The organism is Mesorhizobium sp. P2_F8 (genome assembly GCF_056403655.1).
Genome location: NZ_JBFUFB010000002.1, coordinates 608,863 through 627,370 on the forward strand (window position 1 = coordinate 608,863; position 18,508 = coordinate 627,370).

Consider the following 18,508-nt stretch of genomic DNA (forward strand, 5'->3'; position numbering starts at 1 on the left):
CGGCCAGGGCAAGGGGAGCTCAATGCAGAGAGCAGCGGCATGAGCGATGCAAACAGGGTGCTATGGTCCGAGGGGCTTTTCCTGCGGACCCAGCATTTCCAGCAGCAGGATCGCTTCTTCGAGGCGACGGTGCGCGGCGCGTTGCAGGCCGGGCAACTGCATACGTTCGGCTTTCAACAGCTGACGCTGGACCAGGCATTGCTGGACGCCGGCCAGATTTCGATCCTGTCCGCACGGGGCATCTTCCCGGACGGAACGCCTTTTTCCATTCCAGATATGATGGACGCGCCGCGACCGCTGCCGGTGACCCCGGACACTGGCGCCGGACCGGTGCTGGTCGCCTTGCCGCTGGAGCCTGCCGGCGGTGTCGGCTTCGATCCGGCGCACGCCGCCGCCTCGGGAGCCCGATATCATGGGCGGATCGTTTCGGTGCGTGACGCAGTCCAGGGCGGTTCAGACCCTGAAGAAATCGAAATCGCCCGCCCGCAGGCGCTGCTGCTTGCACCCGGCAAGTCGGTCGGTGGCTACACGGCCTTGCCGATAGCCGACCTCAAGGGCGTTCGCGCCGATGGCGGCGTCTCCCTGGACGAGACCTTCCTGCCACCGACACTGATTACCGGCGCGGTGGCCTGGTATCGGCAATTGTTGCTGGAAGTTGTCACCGGTCTCGACCAGATCGCCGAGGCGCATGGCAAGATGGTCATGGGTGGGCCTGGGCGCAGCGTCGAAGATCTGTTGATGCTCAATCTCGCCAATGCGGCGCGCCCGCGGCTGGCCCACATACTGGCCCAGGATGTCTTCCATCCGGCCGAGCTCTACCTGGAGCTAGCCGGGCTTGCCGGTTCGATGGCTACCTACGGATCGAGCGCACGGCGGCTGGGCGAGTTGCCGGCCTACGATCACATGGCCCCCGGCCCCGCCTATTCGGCGCTGGCGGATGCGCTGCGCTCGCTCATCCTCAGCCTGCGTTACATCGAGCCGAAATCGCGCGCGCTGCCTGTCATGCGGCATTCGACCAATGTCTGGAAAATCCGCATCGACAACCCGAAGCTGCTGGTGGCCAGCCGGATCGTCATCCGGGTCGGTTCGGAGTTGTCGGAGGACGCGCTGCGCAAGATCTTCGTCAACCAGGCGACCGTCGGCTCGGCCGACCAGTTCGAAGGCCTGTGGAAGTCGCGCTTGCCCGGCATTCCGCTGAAACCACTTCATTCGCAGCCGCGCGAAATCCCTTACGATGGCGATCGGCTGTGCCTCGAACTGGACCAGAAAAGCGAGTACTGGGCGTCGCTGCTCGATGCTCCTGGCTTCGTCATCGGCGTTTCGGGCGTGTTGCCAAGCGAGCCGCAGGTGGACTGCTATTCGGTGAACAGGTGAGATGATGAGCCGCGATGATCCTTTCGGACTGTCGGAGGATCGCGAACGCACTCGCATTCGATTGACCGGCGCGCCGATGCCGCGGCCCATGGCGCCACTCTTGCCGGGCGCGGTTGTAAAGCGATCCCGCACCCACCCGAACGCGCTCGTCAACGCATTCGCGCCCTTGCTCGAGTTCGCTCCCGAGCTTGAAAGCGCGCTGGCGCCGGACAATCCGGAAGCATTGCGTACCCGGTTGCTCGAAGAACTGGTGCGGGCCCGCGACACGGCAATGACGGCGGGATCGTCAATGGAGCGGGCCGACCAGGCAGCATGGGTCGTGGCGGCGCTGCTCGACGATCTGGCCCTGAACACGCCATGGGGCGGGGCCAGCGCCTGGCCGCGGCAGCCGCTCGTTGTCATGCTGCGCGGCGATGTCGATGCCGGAACGCAGTTCTTCACACGTCTCGACGAACTCGAGCGCCACCCGAACCGGGATCGCGAATTGCTGGAGCTGCAGTATCACTGCCTGGCGCTTGGCTTCCGTGGCAAATATCGTGTGGCAAACCGGTCAGGCGACCGCTCGATCAATGCCGTTCGCGTGGCGGCGGCACGGTTCCTGCGCGATGTCGACGCCGAAGGCGCGCCCTTGTCGCCAAACTGGAAGGGCGTGATCGCGTCCGACGAGCCGCAGCGCTTCATCGTTCCGATCTGGGTCATGGCGCTCGGTGCGGCGGTCGTTGCCACGGCAGTCCATGTCGGGCTCTCGACGGGACTGAGCAGCCAGGCGGTCGAGCTTTCCGCGCTTGTTCGCGCGTTGCCGCCGCCCGCACGCGGCGACATCACCCGTGCATCGCCGAAGGTTGATGCCCCGCCGCCGGAGAAAGTGGATTTTGCGCTGTTGCCGGAATTTCAGGCTGGGGCGCCAGCCGAGCTGAAATCCGCCCTCAGCGGTACCGAAAGCGTTTCGGTGGCCAAGCTGATCATCCAGGCCTCCAACCCCGAACTGTTCCAGTCGTCGCGGCCACAACTGACCGAGGGCTTCGAGCCCCTGATCGGGTCGATCGCCAAGGTGATCCTCGCCAATCAGGAACTCATCGGAAAGATCACGGTGATCGGTCATACGGACAGCGTTCCGCTACAGAAGACCAACCCGCTGTCGACCAACCAGCGACTGTCCGAGGCTCGCGCCCAGACGATTGCCGACATGCTGGTCCAGAACGGAGTGCCGCAGGATCGCGTCCGTTCCGAGGGCCGCGCAGCCACCGATCCAGTGGCCACCGACAGCACGCGCGAGGGGCGGGCCTTGAACCGCCGCGTCGAGGTGCTCGTCGAAAAGAGGCTGTGAGATGTTCATCCTGCGCTTCCTGTGGGCAGTTCTGACATCGCGCTGGCTGTGGACGCTGATCGGCATCACGCTGCTTTCCCTGGTCATATGGGTGTTCGGTCCGATCGTCAGGGTCGGTCCCTACGAACCGTTCGCCTCTGAAAATGTGCGCATCGTCATCATCGCGCTGCTGGTCATCTTCTGGCTGATCTGGCTGATCGTCGCCCAACGCCGGGCGATCCGCGCCAACCGCATGTTCGTCGCCGAGATTGCCGCACCGGCAGTGGAAAAGCCGCTCAGCCCCGGCGAAGAGAATGTCGCAGCCGTGGGCGCCAAGTTCGCCGAGGTAATGGCCGAACTGAAGCGCCGCAAGCTGGGCGGACGCAAGTTTCTGCGCGAGATGCCGTGGTATGTGATCGTCGGGCCGCCGGCTACCGGCAAGACCACCGCCTTGCGGCAGTCCGGACTGAATTTTCCGATCGACCTCACAGACGACCTGCAGGGGGTCGGCGGCACGCGCAACTGCGACTGGTTCTTTTCCGAAAACGCGGTTCTGATCGACACCGCCGGCCGCTACGTCCAGCAGGAGAGCCAGCCCGATGTGGACGCGGCGGAATGGCTGGGCTTCCTCGACCTGTTGAAGAAACACCGGGGCCGCCGTGCGCTCAACGGCGTGATCGTCGCGCTTTCGATCGACGTGCTTTCGGAAGGTGACGACGCCATCAAGGCGCACGGCCGCAAGATCCGCCGCCGGCTGGCCGAGCTCAACGACCGGCTCGAAATCCGCCTCCCGGTCTACCTGATGCTGACCAAGGCCGATCTGATCAAGGGCTTCGAGGCCTTCTTCGGCGGCTTGTCCACCGCCTCGCGCGAGCAGGTGTGGGGAACGACCTTCGCGCTGGATGCGCGTGTGGATGCCAAGACCATCGAACGAGAGATTTCGACGCTGGCGACCGAACTCGAGCGGCGGCTGGTGCCGCGCCTGGAGGATGAGGACAAACTCGCGGCCCGTGCCGAGATCTTCAGGTTTCCCGCCCAGCTCGCAAGCCTGTCCGAACCGATCCAGGTGCTGGTCGAGGCGATGTTCGGCGAAAGCCGGTACGAAGAGGTCGCCTGGCTGCGCGGGCTGTATCTGACATCGGCGACGCAGGAAGGGGCGCCCATCGACCGGCTGACCGCGGCGCTGTCATCTTCCTTCGGCCTACCGCCACGCCGGGCCCTGCCCGCACCAAGGGTCGAGAAACGCAGCTTCTTCCTCAAGAACCTGCTCACCGAAGTCATCTTCAAGGAAGCCGGCCTCGGTACGTTCGACCCGCTGGCGCAACGCCGCCGCGCCTGGATCTGGCGAGGTGCCGCGGCTGCGTGTGCCGTGGCTGGCTTGGTGGCCAGTGCGGTGTTCACCTGGTCCTACTACGACAACCGCAATGCGATCTCCGCCCAGGCAGGCCAGTTCGAAGCGCTGCAAGCGCCGCTGACCTCTGTCGCCGCAACTCCGGCATCGGTGGAGCAGCCTGCCATGGACGGCGCGCTTGGTGCGATGGACGCGGTCGCAACTGCCCGGACAGCACCGCCGGGCGCCGCCCATGACCTGCTGGGGCCATCGGCCTCGGCGGAACTGATGCGGGCGCAGACCGACACCTACGACCACGCCCTGCGCAACGTCCTCGAGCCACGCATGGTCGCGCTGCTCGAGGCGACCATGTGGCGGCAGATCCGCGATCCGGATTTCATGCTCGGGGCGCTGAAGACCTATCGCATGATGACGGGGCTGTCGCAGATGGATCCCGATTTCGCCCAGACCTGGTGGGTCAACAGCCTGCCCGAATTCGCCGCCGCGGCACCATTTCCGACCGCCGATGCCGAAGAGCACCAGCTTGCCGCCATCCGCCGCATGACGGTCGACGAAAGCTATATCGCGCCCGACCAGGCGCTGGTTGCCGAGGCGCTGAAGACGGTGTGCACGATTTCGCTGCCGGCGCGTGCCTACAAGCAGTTGCTGGCCGATCCGGCAGTGGCCGGGCTGAAGGAGTGGATTCCTGCCAATTTCGCCGGCCCCAACGGGGGCAAGGTGTTTGCACGGCGTTCCGCCAAGACACTTCGCGTCGGCATTTCCGGAGCCTTCACCTATTCCGGCTTCCACGACGTCATTCTCGACCGCATAGACGATGTCGCCGCCCAGGCGGCCCTCGATCGTGCCGTTTTCGCCGGCGGCTGCTCGGAAAACTCCGAAACCTCGGTCTCGGCGCTGTCCGAGGATATTCTGAAGCTCTACTATGACGACTATATCGCGCAATGGGACAGCTTCCTGCGCGACATGAGGCTCGCGCCACTGACCGATCTCAATGTCGCCAGTGAAAATCTGAAGGACCTGTCGAGTGCTGATTCGGCGCTGAAGCGGCTGCTTACGGCGGTCGTTCAGGAGACCGAGTTGACGCGCTCCGACGACGACGCGCCCGCCGACAACAAAGCGGCGGCCAAGGGCGCTTCGAAACTGCTCGGCAAGCTTGGCAAGCTCGGCAAGCTGGCCACAAGCGGTGCGAAACTGCTTCCCCGCGCCGGATCGGCCAGCGAGGTAGACCTGACCGGCAATCTGGTGGCCGAACATTTCAAACCGCTCAAGAGCACCATCGCCGAGGTCGACGGCCAGCCGCCGGCACTAGATGCCGCGGTTGTCGCGCTGACCGCGCTTTCGAACGTGCTGCAGACGGTCAGCGCGAACCCCAATCCGCAGGATGCCATCAAGAAGCAAGGCGGCCTTGCCGAACTGACGGGCGCGGTCGCCAGGCAGGCACAGATCCTGCCAGACCCCATCAACACCTGGCTGGGCGGGATTGCCGGCGATACCAGCAATTTGACTCAGAAAGCGGTCACCTCGGAGCTCAACGCCATCTGGCGGGCCGACATACTGCCTTTCTGCCAGGCCGCGCTGAACGACCGCTATCCCTTCAGCGCCGAGAGCGCTGTGGACGTCAATGTACGTGATTTCGCCCGCCTGTTCGGACCGGCCGGGCTGATCGACGGTTTCATCAACGACCACCTGATCAACTATGTCGACACGACCAGCCAGCCATGGAAGTGGCGCGCCGATTTCGGCCTCGACCCTGCGGCGCTGCCGGCGTTCGAGCAGGCCAGGCATATCCGCGACGATCTCTTTGCCGGTGGTACCGGACCGGTGATGAGCTTCACGCTCGAGCCGAAGGACCTGTCTCCCAACGTCACGCGCGTCACGCTCAATCTCGATGGCCAGAGCCTCGTCTACTACAACAACGCGACGCGGCCGCAACCAATGACCTGGCCCGGCAAGGACGGCACCGGGGTCATTACGCTCGCCTTCCAGCCGATCGACGGATCGCCCGAAGTCCTGCTCAACGAGACCGGCAGCTGGGCATGGTTGAGGATGCTGCGCAGCGGCCGCTTCGCCGGCACTTCGCTGTCCGATGTCTACAGCCTGCGCCTGGGCACGAAAGGCATGTACGCCGATTTCGAGCTCAAGGCCGCTAGCGTCGAAAACCCCTACAATTTGGAAATGTTCAAGAAATTCTCATGTCCGCCACAGATATGATCCTGCCTGGTTTTTACGGCAAAATGCCCGCCACCGGCGATTTCGTCACACGGCGGCTGCCGGGGGATTTTGTGCGCGTCTGGGACCGCTGGCTTGCGCAGCATCTCGTCCCGCTGTTTGGTTCGGAATTTTGGCCAAGCAAAACCCCGTTGCGCTTCCTGGCTGGCCCGGCTTCCTTCGGCGCATCGGCAGGCATCATTGTGCAGAGCGCCGACAGAGTTGGCAGACAATTCCCTTTGACCATCGTCGCGCAGCTTGCCGAAGTGCCCGTTCAGCTGGCCGACGCCGAGGCGTGGTTTGCCAGCATCGAAGAGGCGGCCATCGCTGCACAGCATGGCGAGCTGACCCCCGACGAACTGGACGCCGCGCTGGGCGCCCTGCCCGTGCCGATTGTCGAGCCAAGCGAAGAGCTCATCAGCGACATGGTGATGTGGACTGCCCGTTCGGATCTTTTCGACATCGACCCGCAATCGCCGCAAGCGAGGCTGGAACAGATCTTTGCGGCGAGCTGGGAGACCAATTGATGGAGGCAAATTCGACGATATGCAGTAGCCGGTACCCACGTCGCGCCGGCAAATTGTTTCCAAGCTATACCCAAGACAGTTGAAGGTCCGTTGTTTCACCGTCGCGCAAGGATGCCTTGTTTCAAATGTGGATACTGTCCAACCATACGCCATTCGCCGCTCAGGAAAGCTGGACGCGTGACGAGCGAGGACATGAGGTCTGGCTGATCGCGATCAAGGCGTCGTTCGAGATCGATGCCGACGGCAAGCAGCGGCTCTTGAAGAACCAGACGCCGGTGACCCTGGCACCTCTACACGGGGCCGATCCGAACGAACTTCTCGACGAAACTGATCTCAATCTTGAGAAAAAGCATACGGATGTTCTGGTCGAAGGACACGTCTATGCGCCCGGCAGGCGTCCAGCCATCGAGAGCGCGGCGCGCATAAAGGTCGGCGACGTGGACAAGACCCTCAACGTGGTGGGGGACCGCGTGTTTATGCCTGGCCCGGTGTCGGTGCGGATGAGCCGGGCGGAGCCATTCACGAGAATGCCGATCAGCTGGCGCCGGACTTACGGCGGCACGGATATGGAGGCATCAAAGCCGGATTGGGACCAGCGCAATCCAGTTGGTACGGGGTTTGCAATCGACCCCCAGCGGCTAGTTGGCAAAGCCGGACCTAACTTTGAGTATTCCAACGCGCCCTATCGCGACCACAAGAGCGGCACACCGGCTAGCTTCGGTCCGGTGGCGCGTCACTGGCAGCCGCGGATAAGATACGCTGGCACCTATGGCGAAGAATGGGAGAAGACGCGCGATCCGCTTTTGCCGCGCGATTTCAGCCGTATGTACTATCAATGCGCCCCGGAAGATCAACAAACCAAAACTCCGCTGATTGGCTATGAGGACGTTCGGCTGGGGAATTTCACCGAGGATGGCTTCTGGCAATTCCTTCTGCCGCGCATAAAATTCGACCTGACCACGGAGTTCTACAATCGTCCGGATCGCGAGAACGGCGAAGCCACCATCCATACCCTGCGCATCAAGCCCGATTTACGGCAGTTCTCGATTACGTGGATGTCCGCCCTGCCGGTGCCTTTCGACGAGGAACGGCTGAAGAATACAAATCTGCGTATCAGGTCACGGACAGGCATTTCGCCGACAGTAGCGGCAACAGGCATTTGGCAACCGGAAGAAAACGAATGACGACAAAAGGGGCCACGATTGTCGTCGTCGGCGTTGGAGTACGCACGCCGTTGGGTTTTGACGCGTCCTCAAGTGCAGCGGCTGTCCGCGCCGGTATCTCGGCCATCCAGGATCATCCCCATATGGTGGACCGTTTCGGTGAGCGGATGAAAATCACTCGCGACATCGGCGTAGATGCGAGCCTTGCCGGCCCGGAGCGCGCTGTGGAAATCGCGATCTCACCGGCACTCGACGCCTTGCGGCCATTGCGAGCATCACTGCAGTCGCCCGAAGTGTGCCTTATTCTCTCCACCGGAGAGCCAAGGCCAGGTCAACCGGATGGGTTTGCCGCTCAGGTGGACGCCAAGTTGCGCAAGCTGCTGGCCCAGCATGTTGTCCTCGAAGGTGGTGGTTCAATAGCTGGTGGCCACGCCGGTGGGCTACTGGCGATCTACCATGCCTGCAAGACACTGCGAGATGGAAAAGCCACGTTCTGCCTCGCGGGCGGCGTCGATACCTATCTTGAACCGGAAACCCTCGAGTGGCTGGATGAAAACGAGCAACTCCACTCAGAGGGCAACATCTACGGCTTCTGTCCGGGCGAGGCGGCAGGATTCTGTCTGCTGACGACGTTGACTACTGCACGAGCGTTTGGGCTGCAACCTCTTCTCGAGATCGTCAGTGCCTCGACGGCGAGCGAAGAAAACAGGATCAAGACAGAGACGGTCGTGCTCGGCGAAGGGTTGGGCGCGGCCTTCCGCTTCCTTTTCGAGGACGCGCCGATCGATCCGGTCGGTCGCATCATCTGCGACATGAACGGCGAACGCTATCGCGGGAACGAATATGGCTTCGCTGTCATCCGCAACCCAGGCCGCTTCAAGGATGCGGCGGACTTCGAGACCCCGGCCGACTGTTGGGGCGATGTCGGCGCGGCGTCCGGTCCGCTGTTCGTTGGTTTGATAAGCGAGGCCGAAGCGCGGAACTACCAGAACGGGCCGCTGTCCCTGATCTGGGCGAGTTCCGAGAACGGCTCCCGTGCCGCCGTGCTGCTGGGCGGACCGAGGAGGACCGCCTGATGCCCAGTCATATCACGGTCAACGGCCTCGGGCTAACCTACAAAGGCACTATCGGCCTCTCGATAGCGACGATCCCCGATGTCTGCAAGACACCCAGCCCTGGTGGTCCGATCCCCCTGCCCTATCCCAACATCGCCACGCAAAGCTCATTGAAGGACGGCACGACGACCGTCCTCGCCAAGGGCGGCAAGATGATTGCGATTAAGGGCTCGCAGTATGGCATGAGTTCCGGCGACGAGCCCGGCACGGTCGGTGGCGTAAAGTCCAACGTCTTCAAGAAGGCAACGGATTGGATACTTTACTCGTTTGATGTGAAGATGGACGGCAAGAATGCCTGCCGACACACAGACAAGAAATTCCACAACGACAAGAATACCGTGAATTTGGCTGGCGATGTTGATCCATTGGGGCCAGCCAACACCAATCCATTGAAGATCGATTGTGCCAACGGCCCGGCGAAAAAGAAGGGCAAGAAGCACGTCAAATTCGACGATTGCGAGAAGCAAGAGATTTGCGCCAAGTGCGCGGCAATCAACGATGCCGCGAAGGCCGGTGAAATGAAACGTGTGACCTGGGATGGGAATCGCTCTGCGGGCTATGCCAAAAGGCGCACGCAAGGCAACACCGAATGCAAACGCCTCAAAGATGCGGCAGTGGCAAAAAAACCTGCCGAGATTGAGTTCTACAAAGACTGCGCGAAGGAAAAGGCGGAAGAGCAAGAATACTCCGGATTTAGCCCCGACCACAGCAACGAGCTCCAGTTGAATGGTCACCCAACGGATGCCAAGAATCTCAAATGGATGTCGAGCCGCGCGAATTCGTGGATGGGGTCGAGCATGAAGAAGTATCGCGCCAAGACGGATTTCTGGCGAAAGGGTGGAAACAAACCCCACACTGGGGTTTTCCCCAATTGTTGCGGATGGGAGGAGCCAGCAAGTGCCTAAGAAACCTGAACTGAAGGAGCTGATCGAAAAGATCGTTGAGGCCCAACAGAAGTATGACTCGCTCAAATACGACGAGGAATTGCCACACGAACTTGGCAGGCCGGCGACCGATGAAGAGATCGCCAAGCTTGAGAAACGGCTGGGCATACCGCTGCCGGAATCATATCGCGAATTTCTGAAGCTCCACAATGGCTGGAGTGATTTCGATGCTGGCGGCAAGCTGCTGTCCACGCAGGATCACGACAGCAAATGGGTAAAAGACAAAATCGAGTTCTGGGGCGACCTGTGGCCGGATGACGAGGACAACCCTTTCGACAACGGTGCGATCCCGGTCATGTTTGGCGAAGATCTGAGCCATTTCCTGGTACTTGATCCGTCCCGCGTTAAGAAGAATGGGAAAGTCGACTTCATCGAGTTCGAGGACATGTACCAGAGTGACGCCTACAAGGACTTTACCGATTACTTAGTATTCAAGCTTGAGACTCTCGAATACATGATCGATGAGGAAGTGAACGGAACATCAAGCGACGAAGACAACGAATAGGTGTCAAATTGGGTGCAGGTTCATGAAGCTGCCTCCGCAACTGCTTCGACCCTTTTCCGTCGAAGGCAAAATCGCGTGCAAGGTAATGCTCGACCTGACGGTCTACCTGAAAGGCCCCACCCAGGCCGAGCTCGATTTCCTCATCGAGCTTTACCGGCAGGCCTCTCCGCCAGGCTCGATTCAGAAGATCGGGCTTGCAGAGTTTCCGTATTGGCTGCTGGCTTCCGCGCCTGAGTTGACAAGGAGTGGCCGCGTTGCGGCAAGGAACGGTCTTCCGGAGCCGTATCTTCAACCGGTTTACAGACGCATTCGTGAAGGCAGAGCGTTCGAGCTTCGCTATTGGGATCACATTTCGATTGACGATCCGAGAGGCAGCTGGAGTTTTTCGTGTAACCGTATTCATAGACGTGACAGCGGCCTGCATTCGGCTGTCCGTGTCCTCGCTCCACTTGACACAGAAGTTGGCGTACTCGTCGGCCTGGCCCGCAATATTGTCGACAATGTTGAATTTATTTCTGGTCACGGTGGGCTGACTTTTGCCTACGATCCATGGGAACGACTTCCGGCGTTTGACTACATATACGCTCAAGCGAAGCGATACTGGGGAATAGACATAGAGAATCTGAACCTGACGCTTCCTGTCAGCAACCTCGGGATCAAAACGGTGAGCTGGCTGACACTTCTCGGCGAGGGCCTGTCAGCGATCGACGCTTCTTGGGCGGGACTGGTGAAAAGCTGCGCGTCCCTCAGTTCCGTCGACATCGAGCGCGGACGACGAGGCTACCTGATGCGACTTGGCTCAGAGCCGAATGTCGAAGACATGAACCGACCGAAAACGGTCAATGATGCCTATTTCGACGCAAGCCGCCTTCTGGAACCTCTTTTCCTTCGGGAACACCCAAGATTTTCAGGCAGACTTTTTTTCGAGAACGACAACACGGTCGAGTGGATCCACAGGTTCATCAATCCCTTGGGCTGGCGATAGGATCGGCAAGCAAGCGCCGCTCGATTGCCCATTCTTTGACCCTGTCGGCAACCGGCAGATATGGAGGATCCTGGTCGAAATGTTCGGCAATCTTGTCTCCCAGCAAGTCGGGTTCGACTGAGAAAAGCTCGTCATGCTCTTTGGCTTCGGGGAAAAGCTCCAGGAAGGAAATGCCGGCGGCGGCGACCAGAGCAGGTGTGCGCATCTGGTGGATCAGCCAATGCAGAATGTTGCGGTCGCCCAGCATGCCGGCGCCACGTACGGCCAAAGGCGCGGTTTCAGGCGATTTGAACAGTCCGCCCATCCAGGCGCGGACATCCCTGTCGGGTGAGGCCTTGACGGCGGCGCGCAACGCCGTCATTGCGTCAGCGCTCCTGCTGACGGCAACCTTGCGAAGTTCGGAGCTGGCCAGGTCGCCTGAACCGAGTTCCGCCAGTGACCAGGCGGCCCAGAAGCGTGGCAACTCTTCGGTATCATCCAACGCAGTGCTCAGTTGCGGAAGGAGATCGGCTCGTCCGATTTTTCCGGCAAGCCGCAGGGACGCGGCGCGAACTCGTGCATCCGGATCGCGCACAAGTCGAACCAGCATCTGCGTCGGGTCGACGCCATGCCCAAGGCAAGCCGATACGCCGAGATATCGCTTGAACGCATCCTGCGCTCCGATCCAGTCCCGCACCAGCGGCGCGATCGTTGCGGGCTGGTGCCACGCCAGCGCGCCGACCAATCCGCAAGCATCGTCCTCGCTTCGATTCCCATGCTCGACAACCTCGGCAATGCGGCGGCTGTCGTTCAATTCTATCGCCATCCATCCATACAGAAACAACTCGCCTTTCTCGGGGAAATCCTCATACACCGCAACGATGAACGGCCAAGCGGCCGACCCTGCGATACGCAGGCCATCCAGGTTGGCTTCCAGGCGCCGGTCGACACCGGCGACCACATCCAGGTTCGGCGGATCCGACGCCATCAAAGTGTCGCGTTGCGCCCAGAAGAATGCGACCTGCTCGGCGTGCTGCCTTACGACATCCGGCACTATCCGCCGACCGGGCGTGCCTTCTGATTTCGACTTGTCGCTTGCCGCCAACATCAATTGAGGTCGATCGAACCGCCACGGATACGATTGGTGGCGCTCGCCTGGCTGGTGACGAAAGTACCGCGAATGGTGATGCGGCCATCCTTTTCCATCAGGATCGTCGCCTTGCCGCATCGCAGCTCGATGCGCTCTTCCCCGGTAATGCGAACGCGCTCGCCGTCCCGCACGACCTGTGGCGCCGCAGTCTTGCGCGCCGGATCGACGATGCGGCCAACGATGAGCGGCCTGGCGGGATCGCCCTCTTGAAAGAGCAAAGCCACCTCGGAGCCGATCATATCGGACGTCAGCCCGGTCAAGCTGCGCGCGGGCAAGGCTGTCTGTTCCGGATTGCCGGGGAATACCACCAGCGGTGACGCCGCATCATCGAAACCGAGAAAGATGCCGATCACCACACCGTCAATGTGTTCGCGAACGTCACTCATCGCTGCATCCTCAATTCTCGCTGATCTTCGAGCCCTTGATCGTTATGTCACTCGATGCCTTGATGCCAATCTTGCCGCTTGCTTTGACCGAAATGTCCTTCCCCTCCAGGGCAATGGTACCGTCCTTCTTCATCATGAATTTGGCCGAACCACACTTGATCAGAATTTCGTCACCAACGGTAATAACCAGCTTTTTGCCGACATTGATTGAACTGTCTTCCCCGATCTGGATTGAACTCGCACCGGTCACTGACAGCGAACTCCCTCCACCAACCGTCGTTGTGTCATCGGCCGCGATGCTGGCGCTGCGCGCGGCACCAACGTTGAAAGACTGGGCGCTGCCTATAGTGACGCTCTGATCCGCTCCAACATTGACGCTCTGCGCCGCCGCTATGTTCCAACTGTCCGACGCGCCGATATCGTGGCTCTGCGCTGCACCGACAGTGACCGACCGTATGGCACCGATGGTGTTCATCTGTGCTGCGCCGACTGTTCGCGTCTCGGCGGCGCCAACCGTATCGATGCGAGYCGCCCCCACTGTAATCGTCTGGACAATCCCCACCGTCTGCGTGTGATTGGCGTCGATGTTCTCCGTCGAGTTCGACACGACATGGATGGTCTCGTTGGCCATGACCGTCAGCGAACGGTTGGCGCCCACCGTCTCGGTGTCGTTGGAGCCGATGTTGGTGGTCTGGTCGACGCCGACCTTGACCGTCTTGTTGTTACCGACGTCCTCGTCGAGGTTGTGGCCGACGGAGTGCTTGGCATCGTGGTCGATGCGGTCGGACTGGTCGTGCTGGACCAGCTTGGTGCGGTCGTGCTTGATCAGAAGGTTGTGGTCCTTCTGCGCCTGGAAATTGACCAGTTCCGAGCCGGCCTTGTCCTCGAACATCAGCTCGTTGTAGCCGCCGCCGCCTTTGGAGGAGTCCGACTTCCAGCCGGACTGCGTGGCGCTGCCCGGCAGCCCGTAAGGCGGCATCTGGGAGGCGTTGTAGACCCTACCGGTGATGATCGGCAGGTCCGGGTCACCCTCGATGAAATCGACGATCACCTCCTGGCCGATGCGCGGTATCTGGATGAACCCCCAGCCGCTGCCGGCCCAGGTCTGCGACACCCGCACGAAGCAGGAACTGTTCTCATCCTTCTTGCCCAGACGATCCCAATGGAACTGGACCTTCACGCGGGCATATTTGTCGGTGAATATTTCCTCGCCGGATGGACCGACCACCGTCGCGGTCTGCGGCCCGCGCATGATTGGCCGTGGCGTGATCCGTGGCGGGCGATAGGCCACGGCGGTCGGCGCCACGCCTAGGATCACCTGGAAGTTCTCGCTGTCGACGTCAGCAAGGGCTCTATAGCCCGGGTCGAACAGCCTGTATTCGGCGCTGACCACCAGATATTCCTGGTTCTGGTCCTCGCGTGGAAAACCGTCCAGCGTGAACTTGCAGCCCGAATAGAGGCCGCGCACGGTGCCGACAGCGGCGATGCGCTGGTGCACGGCCTGGACTTCCTCGCGGCGGATCGCGGCCAGGCTGTCGCCCCGGCCCACTTCGAGATGCGCACCGGGCTGGCGATAGTTCTCGCCCGCCGCCAGCTTGTGGCTGAACGGCTGGGTCGACTTGGCCATGAGGTCGGCGCCCGGCTTCTTGAAATCATAATCGGTGTGGGCGTAGGCACCCGGGCGCACCGAACTGCCCGGTATCCATTCGGTGATGTATTCGACATCGCGCCGGGAACCCTGACCTTCAAAATGATAGGGCACTTTCTCGTAGCCCGGCGCAGGCTTCAGCTTGCTCATCGCATCGACCAGGACAAGCGTGTGCTTGCCCTCGTCATGCTCGAAGAAATACAGGATGCCTTCATGCTCGAGCAGTCGCTGCACGAAATCCAGATCGGTCTCGTCATACTGCACGCAGTATTCGCGCGGCGGGTAGGATCCCTGCAGTCGCAGATCGAATTCCGCCACGCTGTATTTCTTGAAGATGTCCTTGACGATGTCGACGACGCTCTTGTTCTGGAAAATACGGCAATCGGTGGTGTTGCCGAGAAACCAGAGCCACGGCCTGACGACCGCTTCGTAGTAGGCCAGCCGGTCCTCGATGCGGGTGAGCCGGAACTCGGACACGATGCCGCTGAACCAGCGTTTCGGATCTGATTCACCTTCGACCGAAACCGGACCACCCAGCATCTTGAGCGGATCGATATTGGGGTCCGTGCTTACGAACCCGGCCGTATAGGCGAAACAACGGCTGATCTCATCGCGCCCGATGAGATGCGTGAAGGTCAACAGGTCGGCGCCAACCGGTGTCTGCACAACCGTGGCACGTTCGTTCGGCATGGGTCGTGCCCCTCCTGGACGCGGCCGCCGGCGCGAAGGATTGAAGTTCCCGCACTCTGTTGAGGAACTTTTTCGACCCGCCGCACCAGGCCATCAGGAGCCTACCACATGTTGCCCTGCGGACCAAAGAGGGCCGGTGGCGCCTGAAACTTGCCCTGTCGAAGCTCCGGCTTGGAACGCGGCTGTGCTGTTCTACGCGCAAACTGCTAGAATGGTGCAGTATCGATCAACGATCCGCGGCGATCCTGGATGTACATCAGTCTGCAAATCAGCAATGTCGACGCGCTGCCCGCCGGCATCCCGACCGGCTACGCAGCGCGCGATCGCGGCTTCGAAATCGGACGCGATGCTTGTGACTGGACCTTGCCAGATCCCGACAAGTTCATCTCGGGCCGGCACTGCGAGGTTCTGTACGAGGCAGGCGCGTTCTGGCTGCACGATGTCTCGCGCAATGGGACCTTCATCAACGGGTCGAGCCAGCGCATGACCGGGCCGCATCGGCTGGGCCATGGCGACAGGATACTGATCGGCCGTTATGTCATCGTCGTGTCGATCGACGAGGAGCGCGCCACGGCAGGCTATCCTCAAGCCAACCAAAATTCGACACCGCGGGAAATGCCGGTCGCGACGGGCCGGCCGCTGGAATTCGGAGGCGGGGCTTTCTTCGAGCCTGCGCAGCAACGGTCCGGGCAGCGCATTCCAGCGTCGGCGTCCTCGTCGACCCCGACACCGCTGCCCTCGACCAGGGACGAGGTGCTGCGGGAGATCGCAATCGGAGCCGGCATTTCGCCGGAACTGCTTCAATTGCGCGACCCGCATGAAGTTGCCGCCGAAATCGGCGCGGTCCTGCGGGCGGTGGTCGAAGAACTGACCTTGCTGCTGAAAGCCCGCGCGGCCGCGAAAACGTTAGCAAAGAGCACACAACGAACGATGATCAGCGCCGCGGACAACAATCCGCTGAAGTTCGTTCCGGGGACCGACGACATCCTCGAAATCATGTTCGCCCGTCGCAGGGCCGGCTATCTTGATGCCAGGCGCAGCATCGAGGATGCATTCCGCGATCTCAAGACGCACGAATTTGCCACCTATGCTGCCATGCAAACCGCGCTCTCCCGGCTGCTTGACGACCTGTCGCCCGAGGCGATCAGCAGGAAACTCCCGCCTACGTCGTTTACGTCGAAGAAGAGCCAGGCCTGGGACGCCTATGTCGCGACATGGCGGACCATGGAGGAAGCACACGAAAACGGCATGCTGGATATATTCCTGGCCTATTTCAGCGAGGCGTACGCCAAAGCCGACAAGCAAAAATAGGCGACCCCAAGAAACGCGTGGCCAGGAAACGGAAGGCCAAGTAACGCATGGTACAGCAGTCGGCGAAGAAAAGTCCCTTCGACCCCTGGCATCCGGTTCCAATCGACGATTTCTGAGATTACGATCACGTACGACAGTTCGCCAAGCGGGTAAGACTCATTGAGCTGGGGGTCTGCGGCAAATGTCATGTGACGGTGGGATAGCGTTTTCCAGTCAATCGTCCTCCGGACACTGCCACGGCCGGCGGGGGTCGTATTTCCATTACCCGACCAGCAACCGTTTTGCGCCCATCTCGCCCGATCGCGGCCACACCGCCTGCACGGACGGTCGGCGATGAGCTCGAAGGACGATCCCTTCGGCCTGGCGGGCAAGACCGTCATTCGCGCAAGTCCACGGCGCGAGAAAAAATCGCCACCAGTTCCCGAGCTACCTGCCGCTGACGGAGGCCAACCCTCTCCGGTCAAGGATTCAACGGTGTTCGATCCTGGGGTCGGGCGGCATACACCGCCGGGCTGGGCATCCGGAACCGTGATTTATCAAGGTGCGGCTTTGGGCGCCGCGGCCGGTGCTGCCTCTTCCGCCGCCGCGCCGGCCCGGGCGGTCGAGCAGGCGATCCTGTTCGGCGCCGCGGACACGGTCAAATACGCCGCGGCAAACCCTATTCTCGCGGCGGCGGCACCTTTGCTGATCCTGTTCGGGCAGCTCAGGATCATGCCCGTCGAAAGACAAGCGGAGCCACTGGCGCAACATGTCGCCGACGCGATCGAAAAATTCGACCGAACGATGGAGAAGACCGGCGTTCCCGAAGAGGATGCTCGGATCGCGAAATTTGCTCTGTGCGAAACCGCCGACGATCTCATAGGCAACCTGCCTTGGCCCAAGAGCGACGACTGGGCTCAAAACGGCATGCTGCGGCAGTTCTTTCACACCGAGATCACCGGCACAGGCTTCTACGAAGCCCTGAACACGATACTGGCCAATCCCGAGACGCACTACGATCTGCTCGAACTGATGCATGCCTGCCTGTCGCTGGGTTTCGAAGGCCAGTACCGGGGCGTGAGGCGCGAAGACAACAATCTCGAACGCGTTCGACGCGACGTCTACGAGACGCTTCGCTATTTCAGGGCGCGTGCAGGCGAGGACATCTCGCCGCGCTGGCAGGGCCTGGCGGCGACCATGGCGCAGCCGTCGGCCCGCCTGCCGCTCTGGGTCGTTGCGGCAGCGGCGACGGCGCTGCTGACAGCGGCATTTTTTGCATTGCGGGTCTTCATCACCAATGAGGGCGACGCCACCGCCGGTGAATTGCTGGCACTCAACCCGTCGACACCGGTCGCCATCGAGCGCGCCAGCGTGGCGCCGTTGGCCGAGCCGGTGAAAGCCACCCCACCTGCAGCCACCGCGCAGATTGATCGCATTCGTTCGGCACTGGCCAAGGAAGTCGAAGGCGGCGGGCTGACCATCGGCACGAAGGGCAACTTCATCGTGGTGGAAATCAACAATGTCCTGCTGTTCCAGTCCGGCAGGGCCGAGGCGAAGCCGGAGTTCCAGCCCATTGCCACCGACATCGCCGCGGCCCTGCAGCCCGAGCCCGGGCAAATCCGGATCGTCGGCCACACGGACAATGTGAAACCGCGAAAGTCGAGCCCGTTCAAATCCAACTTCGACCTTTCCGTCGCCCGGGCGAAGGCTGTCGAAACGATGATGGCACCGAAATTCAGCGATCCCTCGCGACTGACGGTCGATGGCAAGGGCGAGGACGAACCGATCGCCGACAATGCGACGCCGGAAGGCCGCGCCAAGAACCGCCGTGTCGATGTGATGATCCCCAGGGAGGAAACATTGTGAGCACGGCCTGTTGGAAGCGCC

Annotated in this window: 14 protein-coding genes; 11 read left to right on the top strand and 3 right to left on the bottom strand. The window is 61.5% G+C overall.

Annotated features, from left to right (window positions below; translation table 11 throughout):
- Positions 1-39: 39 nt before the first annotated feature.
- The 9 genes from tssK to AC1DZP_RS06660 all read left to right on the top strand — a co-directional run bounded on the left by tssK (position 40) and on the right by AC1DZP_RS06660 (position 11,478).
- Positions 40-1,374, top strand: a complete 1,335-nt coding sequence (gene tssK / locus AC1DZP_RS06620) for a type VI secretion system baseplate subunit TssK (protein WP_095080766.1) — start codon at positions 40-42, stop codon at positions 1,372-1,374.
- A 4-nt stretch (positions 1,375-1,378) separates the two neighbouring features.
- Positions 1,379-2,701, top strand: a complete 1,323-nt coding sequence (gene icmH / locus AC1DZP_RS06625; RefSeq protein ID WP_477300982.1) for a type IVB secretion system protein IcmH/DotU — start codon at positions 1,379-1,381, stop codon at positions 2,699-2,701.
- Between the two features lies 1 nt (position 2,702).
- Positions 2,703-6,242, top strand: a complete 3,540-nt coding sequence (gene tssM, locus AC1DZP_RS06630) for a type VI secretion system membrane subunit TssM (protein ID WP_477300984.1) — start codon at positions 2,703-2,705, stop codon at positions 6,240-6,242.
- Positions 6,239-6,766, top strand: a complete 528-nt coding sequence (tagF, locus tag AC1DZP_RS06635) for a type VI secretion system-associated protein TagF (RefSeq protein ID WP_477300986.1) — start codon at positions 6,239-6,241, stop codon at positions 6,764-6,766. Before tssM ends, tagF begins: the two co-directional genes overlap by 4 nt.
- 125 nt (positions 6,767-6,891) lie before the next feature.
- On the top strand, positions 6,892-7,950 hold the full coding sequence (locus AC1DZP_RS06640) for a DUF2169 family type VI secretion system accessory protein (protein WP_477300988.1): 1,059 nt from the start codon (positions 6,892-6,894) through the stop codon (positions 7,948-7,950).
- Entirely contained in the window at positions 7,947-9,005 is a 1,059-nt protein-coding gene (locus AC1DZP_RS06645; protein ID WP_477300990.1) for a beta-ketoacyl synthase N-terminal-like domain-containing protein, read from the top strand. Before AC1DZP_RS06640 ends, AC1DZP_RS06645 begins: the two co-directional genes overlap by 4 nt.
- Positions 9,005-9,949 (top strand): DUF4150 domain-containing protein, encoded by a 945-nt coding sequence (locus tag AC1DZP_RS06650; RefSeq protein WP_457155189.1) that lies wholly within the window; start codon positions 9,005-9,007, stop codon positions 9,947-9,949. The genes AC1DZP_RS06645 and AC1DZP_RS06650 overlap by 1 nt, the downstream gene beginning before the upstream one ends.
- Positions 9,942-10,493 carry an SMI1/KNR4 family protein gene (locus AC1DZP_RS06655; protein ID WP_477225824.1) on the top strand — a complete coding sequence of 184 codons (552 nt, stop codon included), beginning with the start codon at positions 9,942-9,944 and terminating at the stop codon, positions 10,491-10,493. The genes AC1DZP_RS06650 and AC1DZP_RS06655 overlap by 8 nt, the downstream gene beginning before the upstream one ends.
- A 22-nt stretch (positions 10,494-10,515) precedes the next feature.
- On the top strand, positions 10,516-11,478 hold the full coding sequence (locus AC1DZP_RS06660) for a type VI immunity family protein (RefSeq protein WP_477300992.1): 963 nt from the start codon (positions 10,516-10,518) through the stop codon (positions 11,476-11,478).
- Here AC1DZP_RS06660 and AC1DZP_RS06665 read toward each other — a convergent pair.
- Genes AC1DZP_RS06665 through AC1DZP_RS06675 form a run of 3 tightly spaced genes read right to left on the bottom strand, consistent with a single transcriptional unit; the run spans position 11,456 to position 15,331 of the window.
- Positions 11,456-12,565: a HEAT repeat domain-containing protein gene (locus tag AC1DZP_RS06665; RefSeq protein WP_477300996.1), complete on the bottom strand. Its 1,110-nt coding sequence runs from the start codon at positions 12,563-12,565 to the stop codon at positions 11,456-11,458. The two genes, AC1DZP_RS06660 and AC1DZP_RS06665, sit on opposite strands and share 23 nt — an antisense overlap.
- Entirely contained in the window at positions 12,565-12,993 is a 429-nt protein-coding gene (locus AC1DZP_RS06670; protein WP_457155069.1) for a DUF6484 domain-containing protein, read from the bottom strand. The genes AC1DZP_RS06665 and AC1DZP_RS06670 overlap by 1 nt, the downstream gene beginning before the upstream one ends.
- Positions 12,994-13,003: 10 nt before the next feature.
- Positions 13,004-15,331, bottom strand: coding sequence for a type VI secretion system Vgr family protein (locus tag AC1DZP_RS06675; RefSeq protein ID WP_477300998.1), 2,328 nt, complete (start codon positions 15,329-15,331; stop codon positions 13,004-13,006).
- A gap of 249 nt (positions 15,332-15,580) precedes the next feature.
- Here AC1DZP_RS06675 and tagH point away from each other — a divergent pair, with 249 nt between their 5' ends.
- Positions 15,581-16,642 (top strand): type VI secretion system-associated FHA domain protein TagH, encoded by a 1,062-nt coding sequence (gene tagH, locus AC1DZP_RS06680; RefSeq protein WP_477301000.1) that lies wholly within the window; start codon positions 15,581-15,583, stop codon positions 16,640-16,642.
- 333 nt (positions 16,643-16,975) lie between these two features.
- Positions 16,976-18,487, top strand: coding sequence for a type VI secretion system protein TssL, long form (gene tssL, locus AC1DZP_RS06685; protein ID WP_477301002.1), 1,512 nt, complete (start codon positions 16,976-16,978; stop codon positions 18,485-18,487).
- The last annotated feature ends 21 nt before the right edge of the window (positions 18,488-18,508 follow it).